15 protein-coding genes and 1 pseudogene are annotated in these 18,813 nt (G+C 64.9%); 9 read left to right on the top strand and 7 right to left on the bottom strand.

Features of this window, described 5'->3' with window-relative positions:
• Window positions 1-23: 23 nt before the first annotated feature.
• Entirely contained in the window at window positions 24-1,763 is a 1,740-nt protein-coding gene (gene dsbD, locus HNR51_RS15705) for a protein-disulfide reductase DsbD (protein WP_182555549.1), read from the bottom strand.
• Window positions 1,764-1,864: 101 nt separating this feature from the next.
• Between dsbD and HNR51_RS15700 the strand changes: the two genes are divergently transcribed.
• Complete coding sequence (locus tag HNR51_RS15700) at window positions 1,865-2,527, top strand: response regulator (RefSeq protein WP_182555548.1); 663 nt, start codon at window positions 1,865-1,867, stop codon at window positions 2,525-2,527.
• Window positions 2,524-3,840, top strand: a complete 1,317-nt coding sequence (locus HNR51_RS15695; RefSeq protein ID WP_182555547.1) for an ATP-binding protein — start codon at window positions 2,524-2,526, stop codon at window positions 3,838-3,840. The genes HNR51_RS15700 and HNR51_RS15695 overlap by 4 nt, the downstream gene beginning before the upstream one ends.
• A 6-nt stretch (window positions 3,841-3,846) precedes the next feature.
• On the opposite strand, the gene HNR51_RS15690 is transcribed toward HNR51_RS15695, so the two are convergent.
• Window positions 3,847-4,170: an ArsR/SmtB family transcription factor gene (locus HNR51_RS15690; protein WP_012752372.1), complete on the bottom strand. Its 324-nt coding sequence runs from the start codon at window positions 4,168-4,170 to the stop codon at window positions 3,847-3,849.
• A 578-nt stretch (window positions 4,171-4,748) separates the two neighbouring features.
• Window positions 4,749-5,060 (bottom strand): hypothetical protein, encoded by a 312-nt coding sequence (locus HNR51_RS15685; protein ID WP_182555546.1) that lies wholly within the window; start codon window positions 5,058-5,060, stop codon window positions 4,749-4,751.
• Window positions 5,061-5,089: 29 nt separating this feature from the next.
• On the opposite strand from HNR51_RS15685, the gene HNR51_RS15680 reads away from it, so the two are divergent.
• From HNR51_RS15680 to HNR51_RS15660, 5 genes are all read left to right on the top strand, one after another.
• A complete protein-coding gene (locus tag HNR51_RS15680; RefSeq protein ID WP_182555545.1) occupies window positions 5,090-5,734 on the top strand; it encodes a hypothetical protein in 645 nt (214 codons plus the stop codon).
• Window positions 5,735-7,102: 1,368 nt separating this feature from the next.
• A complete protein-coding gene (locus HNR51_RS15675; protein WP_182555544.1) occupies window positions 7,103-7,843 on the top strand; it encodes a hypothetical protein in 741 nt (246 codons plus the stop codon).
• Window positions 7,843-10,215 (top strand): TnsB C-terminal domain-containing protein, encoded by a 2,373-nt coding sequence (locus HNR51_RS15670; protein WP_182555543.1) that lies wholly within the window; start codon window positions 7,843-7,845, stop codon window positions 10,213-10,215. Before HNR51_RS15675 ends, HNR51_RS15670 begins: the two co-directional genes overlap by 1 nt.
• Before the next feature lies 1 nt (window position 10,216).
• Entirely contained in the window at window positions 10,217-11,410 is a 1,194-nt protein-coding gene (locus HNR51_RS15665) for an ATP-binding protein (protein ID WP_182555542.1), read from the top strand.
• Window positions 11,410-13,254, top strand: coding sequence for a TniQ family protein (locus HNR51_RS15660; RefSeq protein ID WP_182555541.1), 1,845 nt, complete (start codon window positions 11,410-11,412; stop codon window positions 13,252-13,254). The genes HNR51_RS15665 and HNR51_RS15660 overlap by 1 nt, the downstream gene beginning before the upstream one ends.
• A gap of 448 nt (window positions 13,255-13,702) precedes the next feature.
• On the opposite strand, the gene HNR51_RS15655 is transcribed toward HNR51_RS15660, so the two are convergent.
• Window positions 13,703-14,788: a sensor histidine kinase gene (locus HNR51_RS15655; RefSeq protein WP_366932678.1), complete on the bottom strand. Its 1,086-nt coding sequence runs from the start codon at window positions 14,786-14,788 to the stop codon at window positions 13,703-13,705.
• 335 nt (window positions 14,789-15,123) lie between these two features.
• Window positions 15,124-15,792, bottom strand: a complete 669-nt coding sequence (locus HNR51_RS15650; RefSeq protein WP_012452965.1) for a response regulator — start codon at window positions 15,790-15,792, stop codon at window positions 15,124-15,126.
• Between the two features lie 142 nt (window positions 15,793-15,934).
• Here HNR51_RS15650 and HNR51_RS15645 point away from each other — a divergent pair, with 142 nt between their 5' ends.
• A complete protein-coding gene (locus tag HNR51_RS15645) occupies window positions 15,935-16,606 on the top strand; it encodes a DNA-binding protein (protein WP_182555539.1) in 672 nt (223 codons plus the stop codon).
• Here HNR51_RS15645 and HNR51_RS15640 read toward each other — a convergent pair.
• Window positions 16,587-16,855: pseudogene (locus HNR51_RS15640) on the bottom strand (IS630 family transposase); the annotation flags it as partial. The gene HNR51_RS15645 and the pseudogene HNR51_RS15640 sit on opposite strands and share 20 nt — an antisense overlap.
• Before the next feature lie 32 nt (window positions 16,856-16,887).
• Window positions 16,888-17,370, bottom strand: coding sequence for a MarR family winged helix-turn-helix transcriptional regulator (locus tag HNR51_RS15635; RefSeq protein ID WP_182555538.1), 483 nt, complete (start codon window positions 17,368-17,370; stop codon window positions 16,888-16,890).
• 73 nt (window positions 17,371-17,443) lie between these two features.
• On the opposite strand from HNR51_RS15635, the gene hmgA reads away from it, so the two are divergent.
• On the top strand, window positions 17,444-18,796 hold the full coding sequence (gene hmgA / locus HNR51_RS15630; RefSeq protein ID WP_182555537.1) for a homogentisate 1,2-dioxygenase: 1,353 nt from the start codon (window positions 17,444-17,446) through the stop codon (window positions 18,794-18,796).
• Window positions 18,797-18,813 lie beyond the last annotated feature (17 nt).

Raw genomic sequence — 18,813 nt, 5'->3', positions numbered from 1 at the left:
CTTGGTTTTTCGAAAAGGGGGGCTCAGGCGCCGACGAAGGCGAGACGGCGCGTCAGGTCATCGACCGTGAGTTCGCCTTCGGTGCGGGCCTCGCGGACCTCGGCGCCGTCGGGTCGCATCAGGATGAGGGTCGGCGGTCCGACGACCTCGAAGCGCCGCATCAGGGCGCGGGCGGCGGCGTCGTCGCGGGTGACGTCGGCGCGGATGACCGAGACGGCCCTCAGCCTCGCCCGGATGCCGGGGTCAGCCAGGACCGTCCGTTCGTTGGTCTTGCAGACGCTGCACCAGTCGGCAGCGAACTCGACGAGCACTGGCTTGCCCGCGGCACGGGCCGCCGCGAGGGTGGCCTCGAAAGCCGGGACGGAGGAGACAGACCGGCTCTCATCGACGTGAACCGCTCGCGACTGGCCGAAGCCTGCGAGCGGCCGGAGCGGGTCGGTCCCGCCGCCCGCGGCGCCGATGACGAGGGCGCAGCCGTAGGTCACGGCAACGATACCGGCGACCTTGCTTAGTCGGCCCGCGGCACCCGCCCTGACGACGTCGAACGCCCCGACGAACACGCCGACGCCGATCACCAGCACGCCCCAGAGAACGAGGGTGACCTCGGACGGCACGAGGCGGGAGACCATGGTGATGGCCAATGCGAGGAAGACTACGCCGAAGGTCTGCTTGGCGGCGACGAGCCATGGGCCTGACTTCGGCAGGATACCCGCCCCGAACGTCCCGAACGCAATCAGCGGCAGGCCCATGCCGAGGCCGAGCGTGAACAGGGCGGCGGCGCCGCGCGCCACGTCGCCGGTCTGGGCGACGTAGAGCAGGGCGGCGGCGAGCGGTGGCGTTACGCAGGGCCCGACGATCAGGGCGGAGGTGAAGCCCATGACGGCGGCGGCGCCGAGCGCGCCGAACCTACGCCCGCTCAGGCGTGACAGCCGGCCGGAGACGCCGGACGGCAGCGCCAGGTCGAAGGCCCCGAACATCGACAGCGCCAGGGCGACGAAGGCCGCGGCGAGGAGCCCGAGCGCAACGGGAGTCTGGAGCGCGACCTGGAGGTTGCGCCCGGACCATGCCGCCGCCACGCCGAGCGTTCCGTAGGCCAGCGCCATCGCGAGCACGTAGGTGCCGGAGAGTACGAAACCTCGTCCGGCCGAGAGCCGCTCCCCGGACCGGGCCAGCATGCCCGCCAGCACCGGGACCATCGGGAGCACGCACGGGGTGAAGGCCAGGAGCAGGCCGAGCCCGAGGAAGGTCGCCAGGACGCCCGCGAGATGGCCCGAGAGCAGGCCCCTCTCGGGCTCGGGCTGCGCGTCCGTTACCGGCGTCGCGGCGGTCGCCTGCGGACCTGGCGCAGGGACCTGGATGACCTTGTTGATCGGCGGGTAGCAGATGCCCTTCTCGGCACAGCCCTGATAGGTGACGCGCACCTCGCGCACGCCCGCGAGGGCCGCGCCCGGCACGATGGCCTCCGTCGCGCCGTGATAGACTTCCGTCGGCCCGGTGTTGGGGTCGTCCTTGGTCTCACCGGGCTGGGTGCTGACGGGAAGCTCCCTGCCGCTTCCGTCGGTGGCGGCGATCTTGTCACGGTAGAGGTAGGTCCCGGGGGCGATGGTCCATCGCAGGCGCAGCGAGAGGTCAGCGTCACGGGCCGCATCGACGGTGAAGGGCGTCGGCCGCGCACCGGGCTCGCGGCACTGCCCCGGCGACCACAGCGAGGAGCCGGTCCAGAGCAGGGCGGCGAGGATGAGGTGGGTGAACACGTTCGGCATGGGCGGGGTCCGGGATCGGATCGACCCGCGGCGGGTCGGAAACGCAGCTTAAGCCAGGCTTAAGCGGGGCCCGGAGGATGGGGCCGTGAAGGGAGACACGCATGCGCATCCTCGTCGTCGAGGACGACACCATCCTGTCGGACGGGCTCCGGGCTGGCTTGGGCCTGGGCGGGGCGACGGTCGATTGCGTCGCGACTCGCGCCGACGCCGAGGCGGCGCTGGCCACGAGCGCGTTCTCGGCCATCGTGCTCGACCTGATGCTGCCCGACGGCTCCGGCCTCGACGTGCTGCGGGGGCTTCGCCGCCGGAACGACCGGACGCCGGTCGTCCTGCTGACGGCTCGTGACGCGGTCGCCGACCGGATCGCCGGGCTCGACGGTGGCGCCGACGACTACCTCGGCAAGCCCTTCGACCTCGACGAGCTCTCGGCCCGCATCCGCGCCGTCGTCCGGAGGGCCTCGGGGCGGGCCGCGGCGATCCTGGAGCACGGCGCCATCCGGCTCGATCCCGGCAGCCTCGCCGTCACCGTCGATGGTGTGCCGGTCGCCGTCTCCCGGCGCGAGGTCATGGTTCTGGCGGCGTTGATGGAGCGCCCCGACGTGCTTCGCTCGAAGGCCGAGCTGGAGGAGCGGCTCTACGGCTGGCAGGAGGAGGTCGAGAGCAACGCGGTCGAGGTCCACGTGCACAACCTGCGCGCCAAGATCGGCAAGCACGCCATCGAGACAGTCCGAGGTCTTGGATACCGGATGAGGGCACCCGCATGAGGTCGCTCCGCGTCAGGCTTTTCGCCATCCTCGTCCTAGCCACCGGCCTGATCTGGCTCAGCGCGGTCTCCTGGATCTACCTCGGCTCGAAGCGCGAGGTGGAGCAGGTACTCGACAACCGCCTGCAGGAAGCGGCGCGCATGGTCAGCTCCCTGGTGGGCGCGGTCGGCGGCACGGACCCGAACGGGGCGCCCCGAACCTTCCCGGCCCCGACGGCCTACGAGCGGCAGCTTTCCTGCCAGATCTGGTCGCTCGACGGACGCATGGTCGCGCGGTCGACCGGGGCCCCGGAGCGCCGCCTGACCGACGCGCCGGCCGGCTTCTCGCAGCGCGAGGTCGATGGCGAGATCTGGCGGGTGTTCACCGTGGAGGATGCCGAGAGGGGCGTGCGGGTCATGGTGGGTGATCGTCTTGGCCTCCGTGAGCGCCTCGTCACCGACCTCATCATGGGCCTGGTCACGCCCGCCATCCTGATGGTGCCGCTGCTCGGTATGCTGATCTGGGCGAGCCTCGGGCGGGGCTTGCGTCCCTTGAGGCTGATGGCGCGGGACCTCGCCGGTCGCGGCGCCGACGACATGAGTGCGATCGACGCAAATCGGACGCCGACGGAGGTGCGTCCCCTGGCAGACGCCTTGAACGGGCTGTTCCTCAAGGTCGAATCGGCACGCCGGCACGAACGGGAGGTGACGGCCTTCGCCGCGCACGAGCTGCGAACACCGCTCGCCGGCCTCAAGGTCCAGGCCCAGGTCGCCATGGCCGCCACCGATCCGGACGTGGCGAAGGCGGCGCTGCGCCAGATCCTGGCGGCCGTCGACCGGACCACGCGCCTCGTCCGCCAGTTACTCGACGCCGCCCGGCTCGACGCCGCGGGGGAGGCGCCCCCCCTGGCGGAGGTCGACGTGGGCGCGTTGGTGACGGAGACCGTGGAGGGGATGCGGACGCCCCCCGGTGTCCGGACCCAGATCGACCCGGGCTTGCGCGGCTATATCCTGCGGGCTGACCCGGAGGGCTTGCGCCTCGCCGTCCGGAATTTGCACGAGAACGCCGTGCAGCACATGGAGACCGGCACGGTGGCTTGGGGCGCGCGGCCGGATAGTGGGGGCATCGTCGTTCGCGACGAGGGACCGGGCATTCCGGAGGACGAGTTGCCCCATGTCACGACACGGTTCTTCCGAGGGCGCCACAAGAGCGCGACGGGTAGCGGCCTCGGCCTCGCCATCGCCGAGATGGCGTCCCGCCGAAGTGGCCTCAGCCTTCGCCTGCGCAACCGGACGGATCGCCCGGGGCTTGAGGCTGAGATCGCCGCGGGCTGAGACCCGTCAGCCAAGATCGGGGCAGAAGATGTCCTTGAGGGTCGCCAGCACCCGCGCGGCCCTGGGGTCCTCCAGCCGGTAGTGGATGGTCTGGCTCTCGCGCCGGAAGGCGACCAACCCGTCCTCGCGCAGCTTCGCGAGGTGTTGCGACAGGGCCGATTGGCTGAGCTCGACCTCCCCGGCGAGGCTGGTCACGTCCATCTCGCCGCGGGCGACCAGCAGGCACAGGATGAGCAACCGCTTCTCGTTGGCGAGGAGGCGGAGCAGGCGGGCCGCGTCGGCGGCCTTGTCCTGGAGCCGCATCAGGTCGGTCGGCGTGACGGCGTCCATCGTTCGATGTTCCAGTATGTCAGAATTACCTTATTTAGGTAATTCTAATATGAAGTCACCAGCTGCGCCCACTTCCTTGTCGCCCTTTTTCGGCTTCGCCCGGAAGGCCATCGCGGCTCACCGGTGCCGCCTTGCTACCGTCGTCCCCGAAGTGGCCGGGCAGAGCCACCACGGGGGTGATTTGAGCCGGTAGCAACGAATAAGGGCCGCCTTAGCGATGGCGGCCCTTATTTACTCTGAGTTGCCGCAGTGCGGAACTTTGGTGTTCGAAGTCAGAACACTGGCTCGGCTATCACTTCGGCTGTCAGTAGGCACGGTCAGCGGCAGCAAGGCAGTGATGTCGGTGATCTTGATCGCAGGGTTCACTGCACGCGCTGCATCCGCCCGACTAGCGGGCCCGTGAGGACTGCTACGACTTCTGCGAGGTCCGCTTCCTGCGTCGAAGCGGACGATAAAGGCCGTTGTGTGAACGGGCCGCTATGGGTCAGTAGTTCGCACGTCGCTTGTTCGGCTCGTGCCATGAGCCGACCTTGATGCGGCAGGAGCCGAACCGCCGCTTCTGACCCTTTGCATCCGGGTCAAACGTAGAGCGTGCGGGTCCCACGGTAGGCCTCCGTGGCCGCAGGCGGATCACCAAAAATATTACAATTCAGCAAAATAGGCCGCCCCATCGGCTCGCCCATCAACAATATCCCCACAATCCCAAACAACATTTTGGACTTGTAGAAGGCAAAATTTGCCTCCATGCTTTCGCGCAATGAAGTGCGGGCTATCGAGGCTAATTCATTACCAAGGTCCACGAATACGACCTTAGCGCACAAAGGCTGAAATGCTGAAAAACAGCTATCGACCGTAATCAGCAGAACCGCCGCCTTCCGGGTCTGCTGCACCCAACACATTCGAAGGCCACGGCGGCTCCATGTCCGATCAGCATTCGATGAGGCTTACCTCGACCAGCGAAGATCCTGGGCAGAGAGTGAGACCTGGCTTTCGATCGTTCAAAACAGCAGTGCCGATTGATTATCCTCGACGATGGCACCGAGACATTCTCATTCAAGCGACTCTTGAAAGTTCAATTTCAGCAATAGAACCAGGCGATCCGCTGTACCGTAACGAGCGCATCTTCAGTTTTTTTGTATTTGCCGGAGCCCAGCGGCGATTGATCATGGCCACCCCCAGTCGCCTTGAAGAGTCCTCAAGAAGAACCTTTCCTGACCACGTTTTGATCACCAGATCCTACATTCTGTCCGAACCGCGGTGCTCCACCGCTCGGGCAGTTTGGGCAGCTCGCAAGCTCGTGATCCCTGTCGGAGACCGGCTTAGAATTTTGGAGCGTCTGACTGAGGCCGAAGCGGGGTTGACGCTCGGCGAACTCGCTAACTGCGTGCGAAGCTCAAATTTCGAGCCAGCAGCAGCAGTCCTGGCACTTGTCTGCGCCGGTCAGGCCGTCCTAGAGCCTGGGGAAGCGCTATCGCCGGAGACCATTGTACGACGTCGTTTCGGCGAATCGACTCGACAGCAGGATCGCCTAGCCAGTGCGTTGGCGATCGAAGCGCAGACGTGATCGGCGCGCTGTCTCACTGAGCTGTCACGAAAAGCGTGTGCCCTTTGATTTTCGAAAAGAGCAGGTCGGGGGCCACTCACCGCATAGCGACCCAAGCCTACTAGCTACAATGATCTCTGTGCGAGATCCTCACCCAGAAGCGCGATTACGTTGCAAATTTACGACGCGCTATCCAAATCTTTCTGAACTTCGAAGGAATGGCTTGCCCTTCTAAATGAGTCCCGATGTTCCTGCGACGAAGGAATGGATAGGCAAAAAGGGGAGCCCCGCTCCTTTGATTGCACATAAATGCGAATCTACAAGCATAAACGATTCCTTCGATGAAAATTCTGCGCATTTCGCCGATTTAAAGCTTGACTAGATTTGATCGATATGTATTCACCAACATAATACCAGCACATTCGTTGCTGATTCGTACCGATATCCGGCCAATCCTAGCGCCTCTGCTCGGGGTGGAGCTTCGGACTGGCAGTTCTGCTTATCGAGGTGGCTGAAGATCGCATCTGTTGCTTGAAGGGAGGCTTGCGTTCGCCGTTCCTTCCTGCAATGCATGAGCGAATCGCTAGAGCGCCGATACCAGCTCGCCGCCTTTGACGAGCGTTCAGCAGCACTCGAGCAACAGCGAACCAGAGGACGGACAATGCAGCTATGGCACAAATGAGAAAGGCGCTCAGGAGGTCCTGAGCGCCCAATCACTAAGCCGTCCGCCATGCCTGGCAGCTAACCGGACGGCCTATCAGCGACACTGACGATTCCAGAGGAATCGCGCAGCAATCACGGCGGCATAATGCCTACGCCCGGCTTCAGCCGCAAGCGGATTATGCTGAGCCATGCGTGCTGCCTGATACCCAGGGGAGGCAAGCAGCATGCACTCACAGCATTCCAATCTCCAAGCATTTCAGCGCCAACTTATGACGCACGCCGTGCGCATACTTGAAGGCCCGTATGAAAGCAGCACCTCGTCTACGTGCTGTGATTTCTAAGCGGGTCAAGACAGCATGTAGGCAGCTCGCGCCACCGATACCAATCCGACGATACCCATAAAGCCTACTGAGCGATTTGAATAGAATTGAGCTCCGGAGCTTGAGGTTTGCAGCCTCAATGCCAACTGCGTCGGAGAGCTTAAAATGAAGCTAGTGATGTAGCTCGAAAATGATATGCGCGGCCGCTTCCAGTGACCGCGCATCTCCCGAACCGACCGTCGGCCAATTCACCGTAAGAAAGTGAATGCTGACACGGACGCGCGCAACCCGCAAGCAAACGCGAGCCCGTGTGCCGACGGCTGGCCTCTTCTCAACAACCATTCCCGTGGGCCGACGGACTTCCGTTTCCGGTCGACGGGATGGTTTTGCCGAGCCGCCCTGCCTCATGGACATCCAGACAGCCCTCTCTAATCTCCCGCCGCCAAATCCGGTGCTTGAACCGGCCTATTGGGATGATCCCGATGCCAGCGAGGGGACCCGGCGCCCCTCCGCGAGTTCGCGCGGATCTGCGCGCGCATCGTTGGCGGTCTCCGCCGGCAACCGGTTCCGTATGATGCATGTCGAAAGCAGCCTCGAATACAAGTGGGCTGTCGTATTCGATGGCCTGCTGAAGCCATTGCATCTCGTCGAGCAGCCGGACGTCGTAGAATATATCGACTTCGACGGCTTCCGGCGCACGCACAGATTCGATTTCTATCTTCAGACGGTCTCACGGAGGCGTCTCGTCGAGATCAAGCCTGCGGTCAAGGTCAGGAAGTACAACCTCGAGCCGAAATTCAATCATATCGCCGCCCAGGTTTCGGCAGACCGAGCCGACGAAGTCATTCTGCTGACGGACGAGGATCTCTGTCCGGACGCGGTCTACAATGCCCAACTTCTCCGCAGCTCGCGCCGTTATCCCGCGTGGGATATCGAGAATGATATTCTCGCGGCTGCACGAGGCGCCGATGGGATCGTCCGCATCCGGCGCCTGATCGAGACCGCCGGCGCGGAAATCGCCAGCGGGTTCGTTGCCGTTCTCAGCCTGATCGACCGCGGCCTTCTCCTCGTCCAGGACGAGGGCCGCATCACGCACCGGAGCCGCGTCGCCGCTGCCGAAGTCTTCCCCATTCGGAAGGCCTACTGATGGCCCTGCCCAATCCCCTTGGCGCAGCTGTAGCGCTACGCCCGGACGACCGGTTGTTTATCTTCAGCGAGTACTGGCGGCCCGTGCGATCCAGCCGCGACGGACACTGGCTGGCTCCGGTCTTCGATAGATCGAGCGAGATCTTCATCACGCACTATGATTTCGAAATCGAAAGGAAGGGCGTCGACTTCAAGCATGAAATCGATTGGTTCCGTCCCGAATGCGTGACGTCGCGTATGGCCGACCAGGGATTTTTTTTGCGCCACTTGCCGAAGGCGGATCAGAACGACGTCACTGACAAGATCCGCTGGATACGCGAGTTTTACGGCCTCCTGAGAGCCGGAGCTGTAGACAGGACCTCGAAGGGGTATGCCGCAGCTGTAGTGGAGATCTCAAACAAATTTGGCGTCAGCCGGGCTTTCGTATCCTGGGATGTCGATGAAGACGTCAAGAGAAGGGCGAACCGAGGATCGAGGAAGAACCGCGGTGTCCCCCCAAGTCCTGCAACGCTTCGGCGTTATGTGGAACATCTTGAAGCTGCCGAATTCGATTTAAGTTGCCTGCGAGACGGCCGATTCAGATCCGGAAATCGGCGTGACAGATTTTCTCCGGAAACGCGCTATCTGCTCGAGCAGTACGCTCGCAAGTTTGCGAGCTACAGAAAGCTGACCAGACTCAATCTCTACCAGCGATTCAGGGGGGTTTTCGCGCGGCTGAGCAGGCAGTTCGAGGACGAAGGGCGAGCTATCGACTCGACACCTTCCTATTCAAGGTTCTGCCTCGAAATCGCGAAGCTCAACCAGTTCGAGGTCGACATCGCGCGTCTGGGTCGCGAGCGGGCAGGCCGGAAATGGCGCAACCTGGGTATCGGACCGGACGTCTCCTGGGCCCTCGAGCGGGTCGAGATGGACTTCTACCAGATCGACCTTCAAGTATTGCTCGTCGAAGCTGCAATTTGGGAGAACTTGCCTCAACATCTGCGAAGTCAAATCGACAGGAGTCGCTGGTACCTATGCGTGGCGATGGACGTGGCATCTCGCTGCGTCCTCGGCATGAAACTCTCAAGATCGGAGAATGCCAAAACTGCGGTCGAAACACTGCGGATGTGCTTTTACGACAAGAGCCACATCGGACGTGCAGCCGGGGCGTTGAGCCTGTGGGATATGTGCGGGTCTCTCGACAGCCTCGCCACAGACATGGGAGTGGCGTTCGTCAACGCGTTCTTTGCGGCGCGAGCCATTTCCGTTCTGGCGGACGTCATCAATCCGCCCGCGGCCCAGCCTCAGCTGAGGCCATTCATCGAGCGGTTCTTCAGGACGATCAAGGAAAATCTTCTCAAGCGTTTCGAGGGAAATACCGGCGGGAGCATACAGGAACTTGGCGATTATCCAGCGCAGCTCCGTGCCGTTCTTACGATAGATCAATTCGCCGACCTGCTCGTCAGGTGGTGCGTCGATGTATACCACAACATGCAACACGACGGTCTCGGACGTGAGACGCCGCGCGATGCATGGCTTCGCCTGACCAGGCTGAAGAAGCCACGACCCTGCCCGGACCAGCGTCGCATGCGCGAGTCCTTCGGCATGGACGTTCTCCGCCGGACCGGCCGTCCCGGCATCCGGATCGCCGGCCTCTACTACAACAGCGAGGAATTGCAGGCCTGGTGCCGCGCAAAGGGCGATGCGGTGGTCGACGTTCGGATCGACCCGGAAAACATCGGCGGCATATCAGTCCGGCTCGACCCCAAGAGCGTGAAGTGGATCTCGCTGCCCTGTCGGACGAGGTTCATGCAGGGCAGGAAGCTTCGCGACTGGCTGCTGGCGGCATCCGATCTGCGGCGGATGTACGGCGAAGTCGCCGACATCAGGATGCCGATCGTGCTTCAGGCGATCGAAGCCATCGAGCGCACGCATTCGCGGGCCGCAGGCGTGGCGGAAATCGGTCCCGGCGAACCCACCGACGAGGAGATCGCCAACTGCGAGCGGGAGTTGGGAATCGGCTTCTCGATCCCGTCCGACGAAGAAATGTTCGGAGACGCGGAGCCGGTCGACGGCGATCCGCCGGTCCGTTCCGGCCAGCCCACCCTTCCATCCAGCTTCGGGGCCGCGTTCGGCCGCAGCTTTCCGGTCGGCGGGTCGATTGCGAAGGGGCCGATGCCCGCGGATCCGGTGGCGACGTCGGCCTCCAGCGCTGCTGCTGAAAGGGAGGCTGGCGTCCCCGACCCCTCCGTGCCGGATGCGCCGAGCGCACCGAAGGTGCGGACGGATCCATCGCCCCGCCCGGATCCGGACGCCGATCCCCCCGGCCCGTCCGATCCGGCCGTACCGCCCGGTTCCGGTCGGCGGCGAAACCCCTGGACGAAGGAGAAGTAGGATGAGCAAGCAACGCGAATTCCGACCTGTGGCGTCGACGCCCAAGCGGATCTCCGGGTCCCTGCTCGGCCGGATCATGGGCAGGCTGAGGAGTTTCTACTGTCCCAACCCGGTCTTCGATCGACTGTCCGAGAGATTCGGGGATCTGCTCGAGAAGCTGGGATTGCTTCCGCGCGAGATGGACGATCCCGGCCGTCCGGACCAGGCCGTCGGGCCCGTTGGGGCCGCTGCCGCACGGGGCGGGGAAGCCGGAGGTTACACCGACGTCCCGGTCGAGGATGAAGACGACGAATGGGCGGCAGACTGGAACGACGGGGACTGGGAGGGCGAGGACTTCGACCACACGTACGAACATCCCGAAGGCGTCATCCTAGTCGTGACCGGCGAGACCGGTGCTGGCAAATCACGGGCCTTGCAGAGGATCTTCCGGAGCTACCACAATGCCCTGGGAGATACGATCGTCTCGGTGACCGCCCCGAGTCCCTGTACGCTCATGCAGCTCGGACGCACGCTGCTGCCCGAACTGGGCTACCCGATCCAGCGGGACAAAAAGGAGCATCTCATCTGGGAGGATGTCCGGCGGAGGCTCGACGAGGGCGGTAAGCGGGTCCTGCATATCGACGAGATGCAACATCTCCCGCAGTCGTCCAACAGAGACCAGCAGATCCGGACCCTGAACACTATAAAGTCTCTCGTCCAACGAAGGGAGAATCCGCTCCTCCTCGTCCTGTCGGGGACACCCGATCTCGCCGACTTCCTACGGGCGGATGGCCAGGTCCGGCGGAGATGCCGGTTCGTGGAATTCGAGCGCCTGCAGATTCCTTCGCACATCCTTCCGATCTCGTGCACGTTGGAGGATCTGGTCAGGCTGACGCCCCTCAAGGTTCGGGAAAGCGTCGCCGACGATGTCGCTCCGCGCCTGATCCATGCCGCCAACCACGCGACCGGAATTGCGGTCGAGCTGATCTGGGAGGCCATCGACGACGCGCTCCGGGCCGGAGACGTCGAACTCCGGCGATCGCATTTCGAGAGGGCCTATCGCGATCGGGTTTCCTGCCCGCAGTCGCGCAATCCGTTCGTCGTGGACAATTGGATCGAGACCGATCCGACGCAGATCCTCGACCGAGGGCGGATGGAGGACCCGACCGGTCGTGGCACGACGGGCAAGGTCAGCCGAAAGGGGAGCGGGAAGTGATGCCGACCGCAACGCGCCTCCGTCCCACGCTGGCCCATGTCGCGGGGGAGACTCCGACCTCCTTCGTCTCGCGGCTGGCGCAGCTCCATCTGTCGTGCGAACCCAGCGCGCGCTACTTCTGCGCCGACATGGGGCTCTCCTTCGGCGACCTCGTCAAGGGGCGTCCGGAGACACTGGCCACGCTCGCCGATCTCTCCGGCGCCGATCCGGCGAAGCTCGCCTCCGAAGCGTTCCGCCGCGTGGGCGAAGGACATGTGTTCAAAGGCGAACCCTTCCCGGGCCAGAGCCTTCTCAGAACCGCCTTGCGCTTCTGCCCGGCCTGTCTGCTCGACGACTGTTCCAAGTCGTCGAGGCCGGAGACCGTGGCCCACGGGCGCGCGATCTGGTCGATCGCGTCCATCCGCACCTGCCCCGATCACGGCATGGGCTTCGTCGAAATCGAGCGGCCGACATGCCCGTCGAAGGCTCATGATTTCGCGTATCTCCTGAAGCCGTTGCTGCCGGATCTCGAAGATCTGGCGGAGCAAGCTCCCCGTAGGCCGGCTTCGGGCCTGGAGACGTACGCACTCGACCGGCTCGCGGGAAGGATCGGATTTTCGCCGTGGCTCGATGGATTGCCGCTGCATGTCGGCATGGCGATCTGCGAGTCCATCGGAATGGTCGACCGCTACGGACGGGAGGTTCGCGCGAACACGCTCACGCAGGCGGAGTGGGTGGATGCCGGGGAAAGCGGATTCGGCATCGCGAGCCTCGGCGTGGCCGGCATCCAGGCATTCATGGATGGGCTCATCCAGACCTATCCATACTCCCGCAGCGCGACCGAAGGCCCCCAGGCGGTGCTCGGACGTTGGTTCAAGTTCCTGGCGTTCGGAGCGCCTCACAAGGACTTCGACGTCGTCCGGGACCTCGTCGTCGACTTCATGATCCAGCGAATGCCGTTTGGTCCCGGCGAGACCATCCTCGGGAGGCCGGTCGAGCGGCGCGTGCTGCACTCCGTCCGCTCGGCGTCGCTGGAGATGCAGGTCCATCCCAAGCGCCTGAGCAAAATTCTTCACGCCGCCGGCGTCCTGTCGACGGAGCAGATGGAACTGCCCTACGGCAACGCGACCTTCGACGCTGCCGCGGCCGTCACGACGCTAGCGGACGCCGTCGACGGTCTCTTCATGACCGAGGTCGAGCCGTACATCGGCGCCGGTCGCGTCCAGACGAAACTTCTGGTGGATGCCAGCATCATCGAGCCGATGTTTCCGAAACGGCCGGATCTCGACCACCTCTTCAGGCGCCGCGACCTAGATGCATTTCTCGACCGCCTGTTCGCCGATGCCGTTCCGGTCGGCGAAGCCGACGCCGACATGGCCGACATCCAGAAGGCTGTGAAGCGGGTCTGCTGCAGCACGATCGAGATCGTCCGTCTGGTGCTCGACCGGAAGCTCGCTTGGGTCGGCCGACGGACCGGCGAACGAAGCTTTGCAGCCCTTCTCGTCCGCGTATCCGAAATCCGCTCCCTCATGCGCGGGTCGATGGAGGGATGGCTGACCGCCAGAACCATCGAAACGACGATGCGCACGACTACGAAGGTCGTGCGGAACCTCATGGAGTGCGGGTACCTGAAGGCCGAGGTGATCGTCAGTCCCCTGAACCGCTGCCCGGTGACGGTGGTCAGCCAGACATCGTTCGATCAATTCCGGAGCGAATACGCGACCCTGTTCGAAGAGATGGAAACGACTGGCATTCATTTCCGCGAGATCAAAAGGCGCCTGACGGCGCTCGGTCTCGAGCCGTCGATCGAACGGGAGGTCGTTGGAGCGGCGTTCTATCGACGATCAGATCTTCGACGCATCTAACATATCAAGACCGATAGAACGCACTATAGGTCCTCGCGGATGAAACCACGGGGGCCTTTGCTATGTCGCGATCAAGCCACTCTGCGGGCGCGGGCGACCATAAATGCCTTCTCGTCACTCGAACAACTTATCCGCGTGGAATGAGCAAGTTATGCCTGATTATGCTGGAGGGCGCGCAGAATCGTCAATAAAATCAGTTAGATAGGCCTGGGCGCTTATCAACTTATGCCTCACGCCACAGTTGGGTGCTTTGCGGCGGGCACCTTTATGGGTCCGCCTTCGAAGACGGCCCGCCCGCGGAGTGAGCGATCGTCAGCCCGCTGGGCGCCGGGACAAGGATAACCCCCTGTCCCGGCGCCCAGCGCCCTACCCGGGACTGAAGTCATAGAAGCGTCAGACCGCCCGTTAACGGCGATGCCCTGCATCGTTCCAAGGGATACAGCTGTATTCAGGCCGGCAACGTCAATCGCGCCTCAAGCCCTTTGAGCTCGGACACGTCAAGCACAACGGAGCCGCCATAAAGTTCTGCCAGCTCCATGGCGATTGGCAGACCGAAGCCGTGGCCGGGCCGGCTTTCGTCCAGACGACGACCTCGGATCAAGGCCTCGGCCATCGCAGCCTCGTCCAGGCCCGGACCATCGTCCTCGACGCGAATCACGACCTCCGGGCCCCGGCGCAGCGCCCCGATCCGCACACGTACGCGGCACCATTTGAACGCGTTCTCGGTGAGGTTTCCCAGCATCTCGTCGAGATCCTGCGGGTCGCAGGCCACCGTAAGGCCGTCGGGCACCGCGTTGACGAAGTCGATGGTCCTGTCGGCATGGATGCGCCGCAATGCGATCGCCAGATCGGCGACATGCGTGGCAACATCGGCCCTTGTTCTGGAATGGCCGCCGACGGCGGCCGTGCGAGCACGGCGCAGGTGATGGCGGATGCGCCGGTCCATGGCGTCCACCTGCCGGGCGAGCGCCGCGTCGCGCGCATCGCCGGTCTCGGCGAGGGCGATCGACAGGGTTGCGAGCGGCGTCTTCAGGCCGTGAGCGAGGTTCGCGACCTGGGATCGGGCATGTTCCAGGTTGACCCCGTTCTGGTCGAGGAGCGCGTTGATCTCCGCGGCCAGCGGGCGCACCTCGGTGGGTTGCCGCTCGGGAAGCCGATCAAGCCCTCCGGCCCGCACGGCGGCGAGCTGGTCGCGGAGCCTGCGGAGCGGGCGTAGGCCGAGCCGGACTTGGACGAGCACGCCGGCGAACAGGAAAAGGCCGATCAGTCCGAGGCAGACAAGCAGCGTCCGCAGCGCTTCCAGAACCGGCCCGCGCAGGGCCGCGGTCGGGGCCGAGGCGGCGTAGATGGTCGGGGATGTGCCGCCGCGGCCCTCGACCGTCAGGATCCGCAGGATCAGGCCATCGCCCCAGGGGCCGGTGCCGTCCGCGGGCGAAGGGATGTTCCGGTCCTGTCGGCGGATCGGCACCTCCGGAAGTTCGAGGTCGCGGCCATCCAGCGAGCCGGAGCGGAGAACGGCCTCACCACGGCGCACCTGCCAGTACCAGCCCGAACGAGCCCGGTCGAAGGGCGGTCCGTCTCGGTCACGGTTCAGCGAGAAACCGCCGTCGGCCGCCGGCTGCAGATCGGAGATCAGGGACAGGATGCGGTCGTCGAGCCGGCCGTCGATCTGCCCGCGGACGAAGCGCTGCAGGATGAAGCCGATGGAAAGGCCGGCGGCGATGAGCGCGATCGCGAGGCACGCGCCCGCCGTCAGCAGCAGGCGACGCTGCAGGGAGTCCGGGCCGCCGAACAGCCGATGCGGCGGTCTGGGGCGCGGCGGTCTCGGGCGCGCCGGTCCGGGGGGCGGCTTGGCCTTGAGCAGTGGGATCACGCGGCGCCCGCCGGCATCAGCCGGTAGCCGTGGCCGCGCACGGTCTCAATGGCGGCGGGGGCGATCTTGCGGCGCAGGCGGGTGATGATGACTTCGACGGAGTTGGAATCGACCTCGGCATCGCCGTCATAGACCCGCTCGATCAACTGTCCCCGCGGCACCACGGCCTCCCTGCGCAGGATGAGGGCGCACAGCACGCGCCATTCGAGCCCCGTCAGCCGCAGCGGCAATCCGTGATGCTCGAAGGTGCCGAGCCCCGCATCGAAGGTGAGCGGTCCGCACGCGACCCGCGCGGCGCCGTTGGCCTGGGCACGGCGCATCAGGGCCCGCAGACGCATCACCAGCTCCTCCACGCGGAACGGCTTCACGAGGTAGTCGTCGGCCCCCGCCTTGAAGCCCGCGACCTTGTCGCTCCAGCCATCGCGCGCGGTGAGGATCAGAACCGGCACGGTGCGCCCGGCCGATCGCCAATCCTGTAGCACCGAGACACCGTCTCGCTGGGGCAGGCCGAGATCGAGCACGACCGCGTCGTAGGTCTCGGTCTCGCCGAGATGCCCGGCGTCGATACCGTTCCGGGCCAGATCGATGGCGAAGCCCTCCGCGCGCAGCGCCTTGGCCAGCTCGGCGGAGAGCGCCTCGTCGTCTTCGACCAGCAGGATCTTCATCACGGCTCCGTTCCCGGGGATGGCCCCCTAGCGGCCGCCCTTTAACCGAATCTGAACGAAGTGGTTCAGGGCCGGTTTCGGCCGAGGTCCTAGACGTCGGACGACCCGAAAGGGACGCCACCGAACAGGACGAGCAATCATCATGAGCGACGACAAGATCATCGAAAATCCGGCAGCGGAACGGCCGGAGCGGGCACCGGGCTCGGCGCGGCCCCACCCCAAGAGGCGCCATCTCGTCATCGGTGCCATCGCCGCGCCGTTGGCACTCGGTGCCGCCGGGCTGTCCCTGGCGCAGTCCGGACAGACGGTCGCGCCGACGCCGGTCGACCCGACGGCGATCTCGGTGCTCGCCCCCTCGGGCGCCATCGCAGCCAGGGGCGAGGTCGCCGAGATCTTCGGCAACAAGTTCGTGATCCAGGACAGCACGGGCCGCGCCCTGGTCGAAACGGGCCGGCAGGGCGAGGATGGCGGGCTTGTCACGAAGGGCGAGACCGTCACCGTGCAGGGCCGCTTCGAGAAGGGCTTCCTGCACGCCACCCTGATCACCCGCGCGGACGGCAAGCAGGTCGTGCTCGGGCGGCCCGGAGGTCCGCCGGCGGGCAGCGCGGACTGGGCGAAGGACAAGCTCGGCCTGGGTCCGAAGCCGGACCTGCCGGCCCTGACCGCGGCGGTCGAGAAGGCCGGGTACAGCGACATCCGCGTCACCGGCCGCGGTCCGCGTCACTTGGAGGTCGCCGCAAAGGGGGCGGATGGCGGCGAGCGCCTCCTGCACGTCGATTTCGACGGCCGGATTCGCGAGCGCCCGCTGCTTTGACCCTTCTCCATCGATCGCAGCCCATGGCGGTCGGGACGGCCTTGCCCTTGTGGCGAACGAGGCCGTCCATCACCCCGATGTCGCCGGGCGCGTGTTCGCGCCCCCCTGATCGACCTGGGTCCGGAAGGCGGGGCGGCTGATCGGCCCATCGAGCACGAACAGGGCCGCGATCCCGGACAGGGGCAGCCCCGCTACGAAGGTCGTTGTCGTCCCATGGCCGTGAGGGATGGGCGAGCGCAGCCGCCGCCCAGCGGATCGCCGGGGCGATCCCGCCAGGGCGGCTACAGCTCCGACCCGTCGAACTCCTTCCGGGCGCGCGCCAGGAGCCGGTCGAGCAGCATCCCGAAGGTCGCCTCCTCGTCGGGACTAAGATCGGCCGTCAGCTGAGCGGCATAGTTCAGGGCAAGCGGGACGATTTCATCGTAGACGCTTTGCCCCGCCGGGGTCAGCGTCAGGAACATCTCTCGCAAATCATCGGCGTTGGCTTCCCGCTGAATAAAGCCCCTCTCCTCCAGCGAGGCGGCCGCGCGGCTGATTTTTACTTTTCCCATTTCGCTGTGCTGGCCGATGGCTTTTGCCGTGATTCGTTTGAATTCCCCAATGGTTGCCAGGACCCTCCATTCGGGAATGCCGATCCCGAAGCGCTCTCCGTAGATACGGCCCAATCCGCCACTCACGACGGTGGCCAGGACATTCAAGCGATAGGGCAGGAAGGTCGCGAGCGTGACGGATCGTTGAGGTTTGGGTTTGCTGGCGCTTGACATTCGTTTCAGCCGAAACTAATTCTCAGAATCATAGTTACAAATGTAACTATGATGGGGATGGAAGGGAGCTGGAATGAACGTTCGGACCCTGCCGGAGCCGCGCTCCGGCCAACATTTCTTTCATCCCGCCCCCGGGTACATGACCGGCTTCGGAAACGGTTTCGAGACCGAAGCGCTCCCCGGTGCCCTGCCGGTCGGGCGCAACTCGCCTCAAAGATGCCCCTACGGCCTCTATGCCGAGCAACTCTCGGGCTCGCCGTTCACGGCGCCGCGGGCCACCAACGAGCGCTCCTGGCTCTACCGTATCCGCCCGACCGTGACGCATTGGAACCGGTTCTCCAAGATCGATGCCCGGCTGTGGCGAACGGCGCCGGCCCCGGAGGTGGAGATCGCCCCCGCACCCTTGCGCTGGGATCCCTTGCCGCTGCCGGCCGAGCCGCTCTCCTTCATCGAGGGCATCCACACCATGACCACGGCGGGCGACGCCGGCGCGCAGGCCGGGATGGGCGCGCATGTCTATCTCGCCACCCGTTCGATGCGGGACGAGTACTTCTACAATGCCGACGGCGAGTTGCTGGTCGTCCCGCAGGAGGGCCGGCTTCGCTTCGCCACCGAGTTCGGCATCATCGACGTGGAGCCCGGGGAGATCTGCGTGATCCCTAGGGGCGTGAAGATCCGGGTCGAGCTGCTCGATGGCCCCGCCCGCGGCTATGTCTGCGAAAACTACGGCGGCGCCTTCACCCTGCCGGAGCGCGGCCCCATCGGCGCCAACTGTATGGCCAACCAGCGCGATTTCCTCACGCCCGTGGCCGCCTACGAGGATCGCGACGTCGCCTCGACGCTGATGATGAAGTGGGGCGGCACGATGTGGGCAACCGAGATCGCTCATTCTCCCCTCGACGTCGTTGCATGGCACGGCAACTACGCTCCGTACAAATACGACTTGCGCAAGTACTCCCCAATCGGACCGATCCTCTTCGACCATGCCGATCCGTCGATCTTTACCGTATTGACCTCACCGTCGGAAACGCCGGGCACTGCGAATATCGACTTCGTGATTTTCTCCGACCGCTGGCTGGTCGCCGAGAATACCTTCCGGCCACCCTGGTACCACATGAACGTGATGAGTGAGTTCATGGGGCTCGTCTACGGGGTTTACGACGCCAAAACCAGCGGCGGGTTTCGGCCGGGCGGAGCCTCGCTGCACAACACCATGCTCCCGCATGGCCCGGACATCGACGCCTTCGAGGCCGCCTCGAACGGTGATCTCAAGCCGCACAAGCATGAAGGCACCCTCGCCTTCATGTTCGAGACGCGCTTCCCGCAGAAAGTCAGCCGCTTCGCGGCCGAGTCGCCGACGCTCCAGGACGGCTACGCCGATTACGGCCGGCGCCTCAACCGCTACTTCGAGCCGCTCACGCCCTGAAGGCGCCCGCGCCGCGA

The organism is Methylorubrum thiocyanatum, assembly GCA_014138645.1.
Classification (GTDB): domain Bacteria; phylum Pseudomonadota; class Alphaproteobacteria; order Rhizobiales; family Beijerinckiaceae; genus Methylobacterium; species Methylobacterium thiocyanatum.
This window is presented reverse-complemented; position numbering and strand designations above follow the sequence as displayed.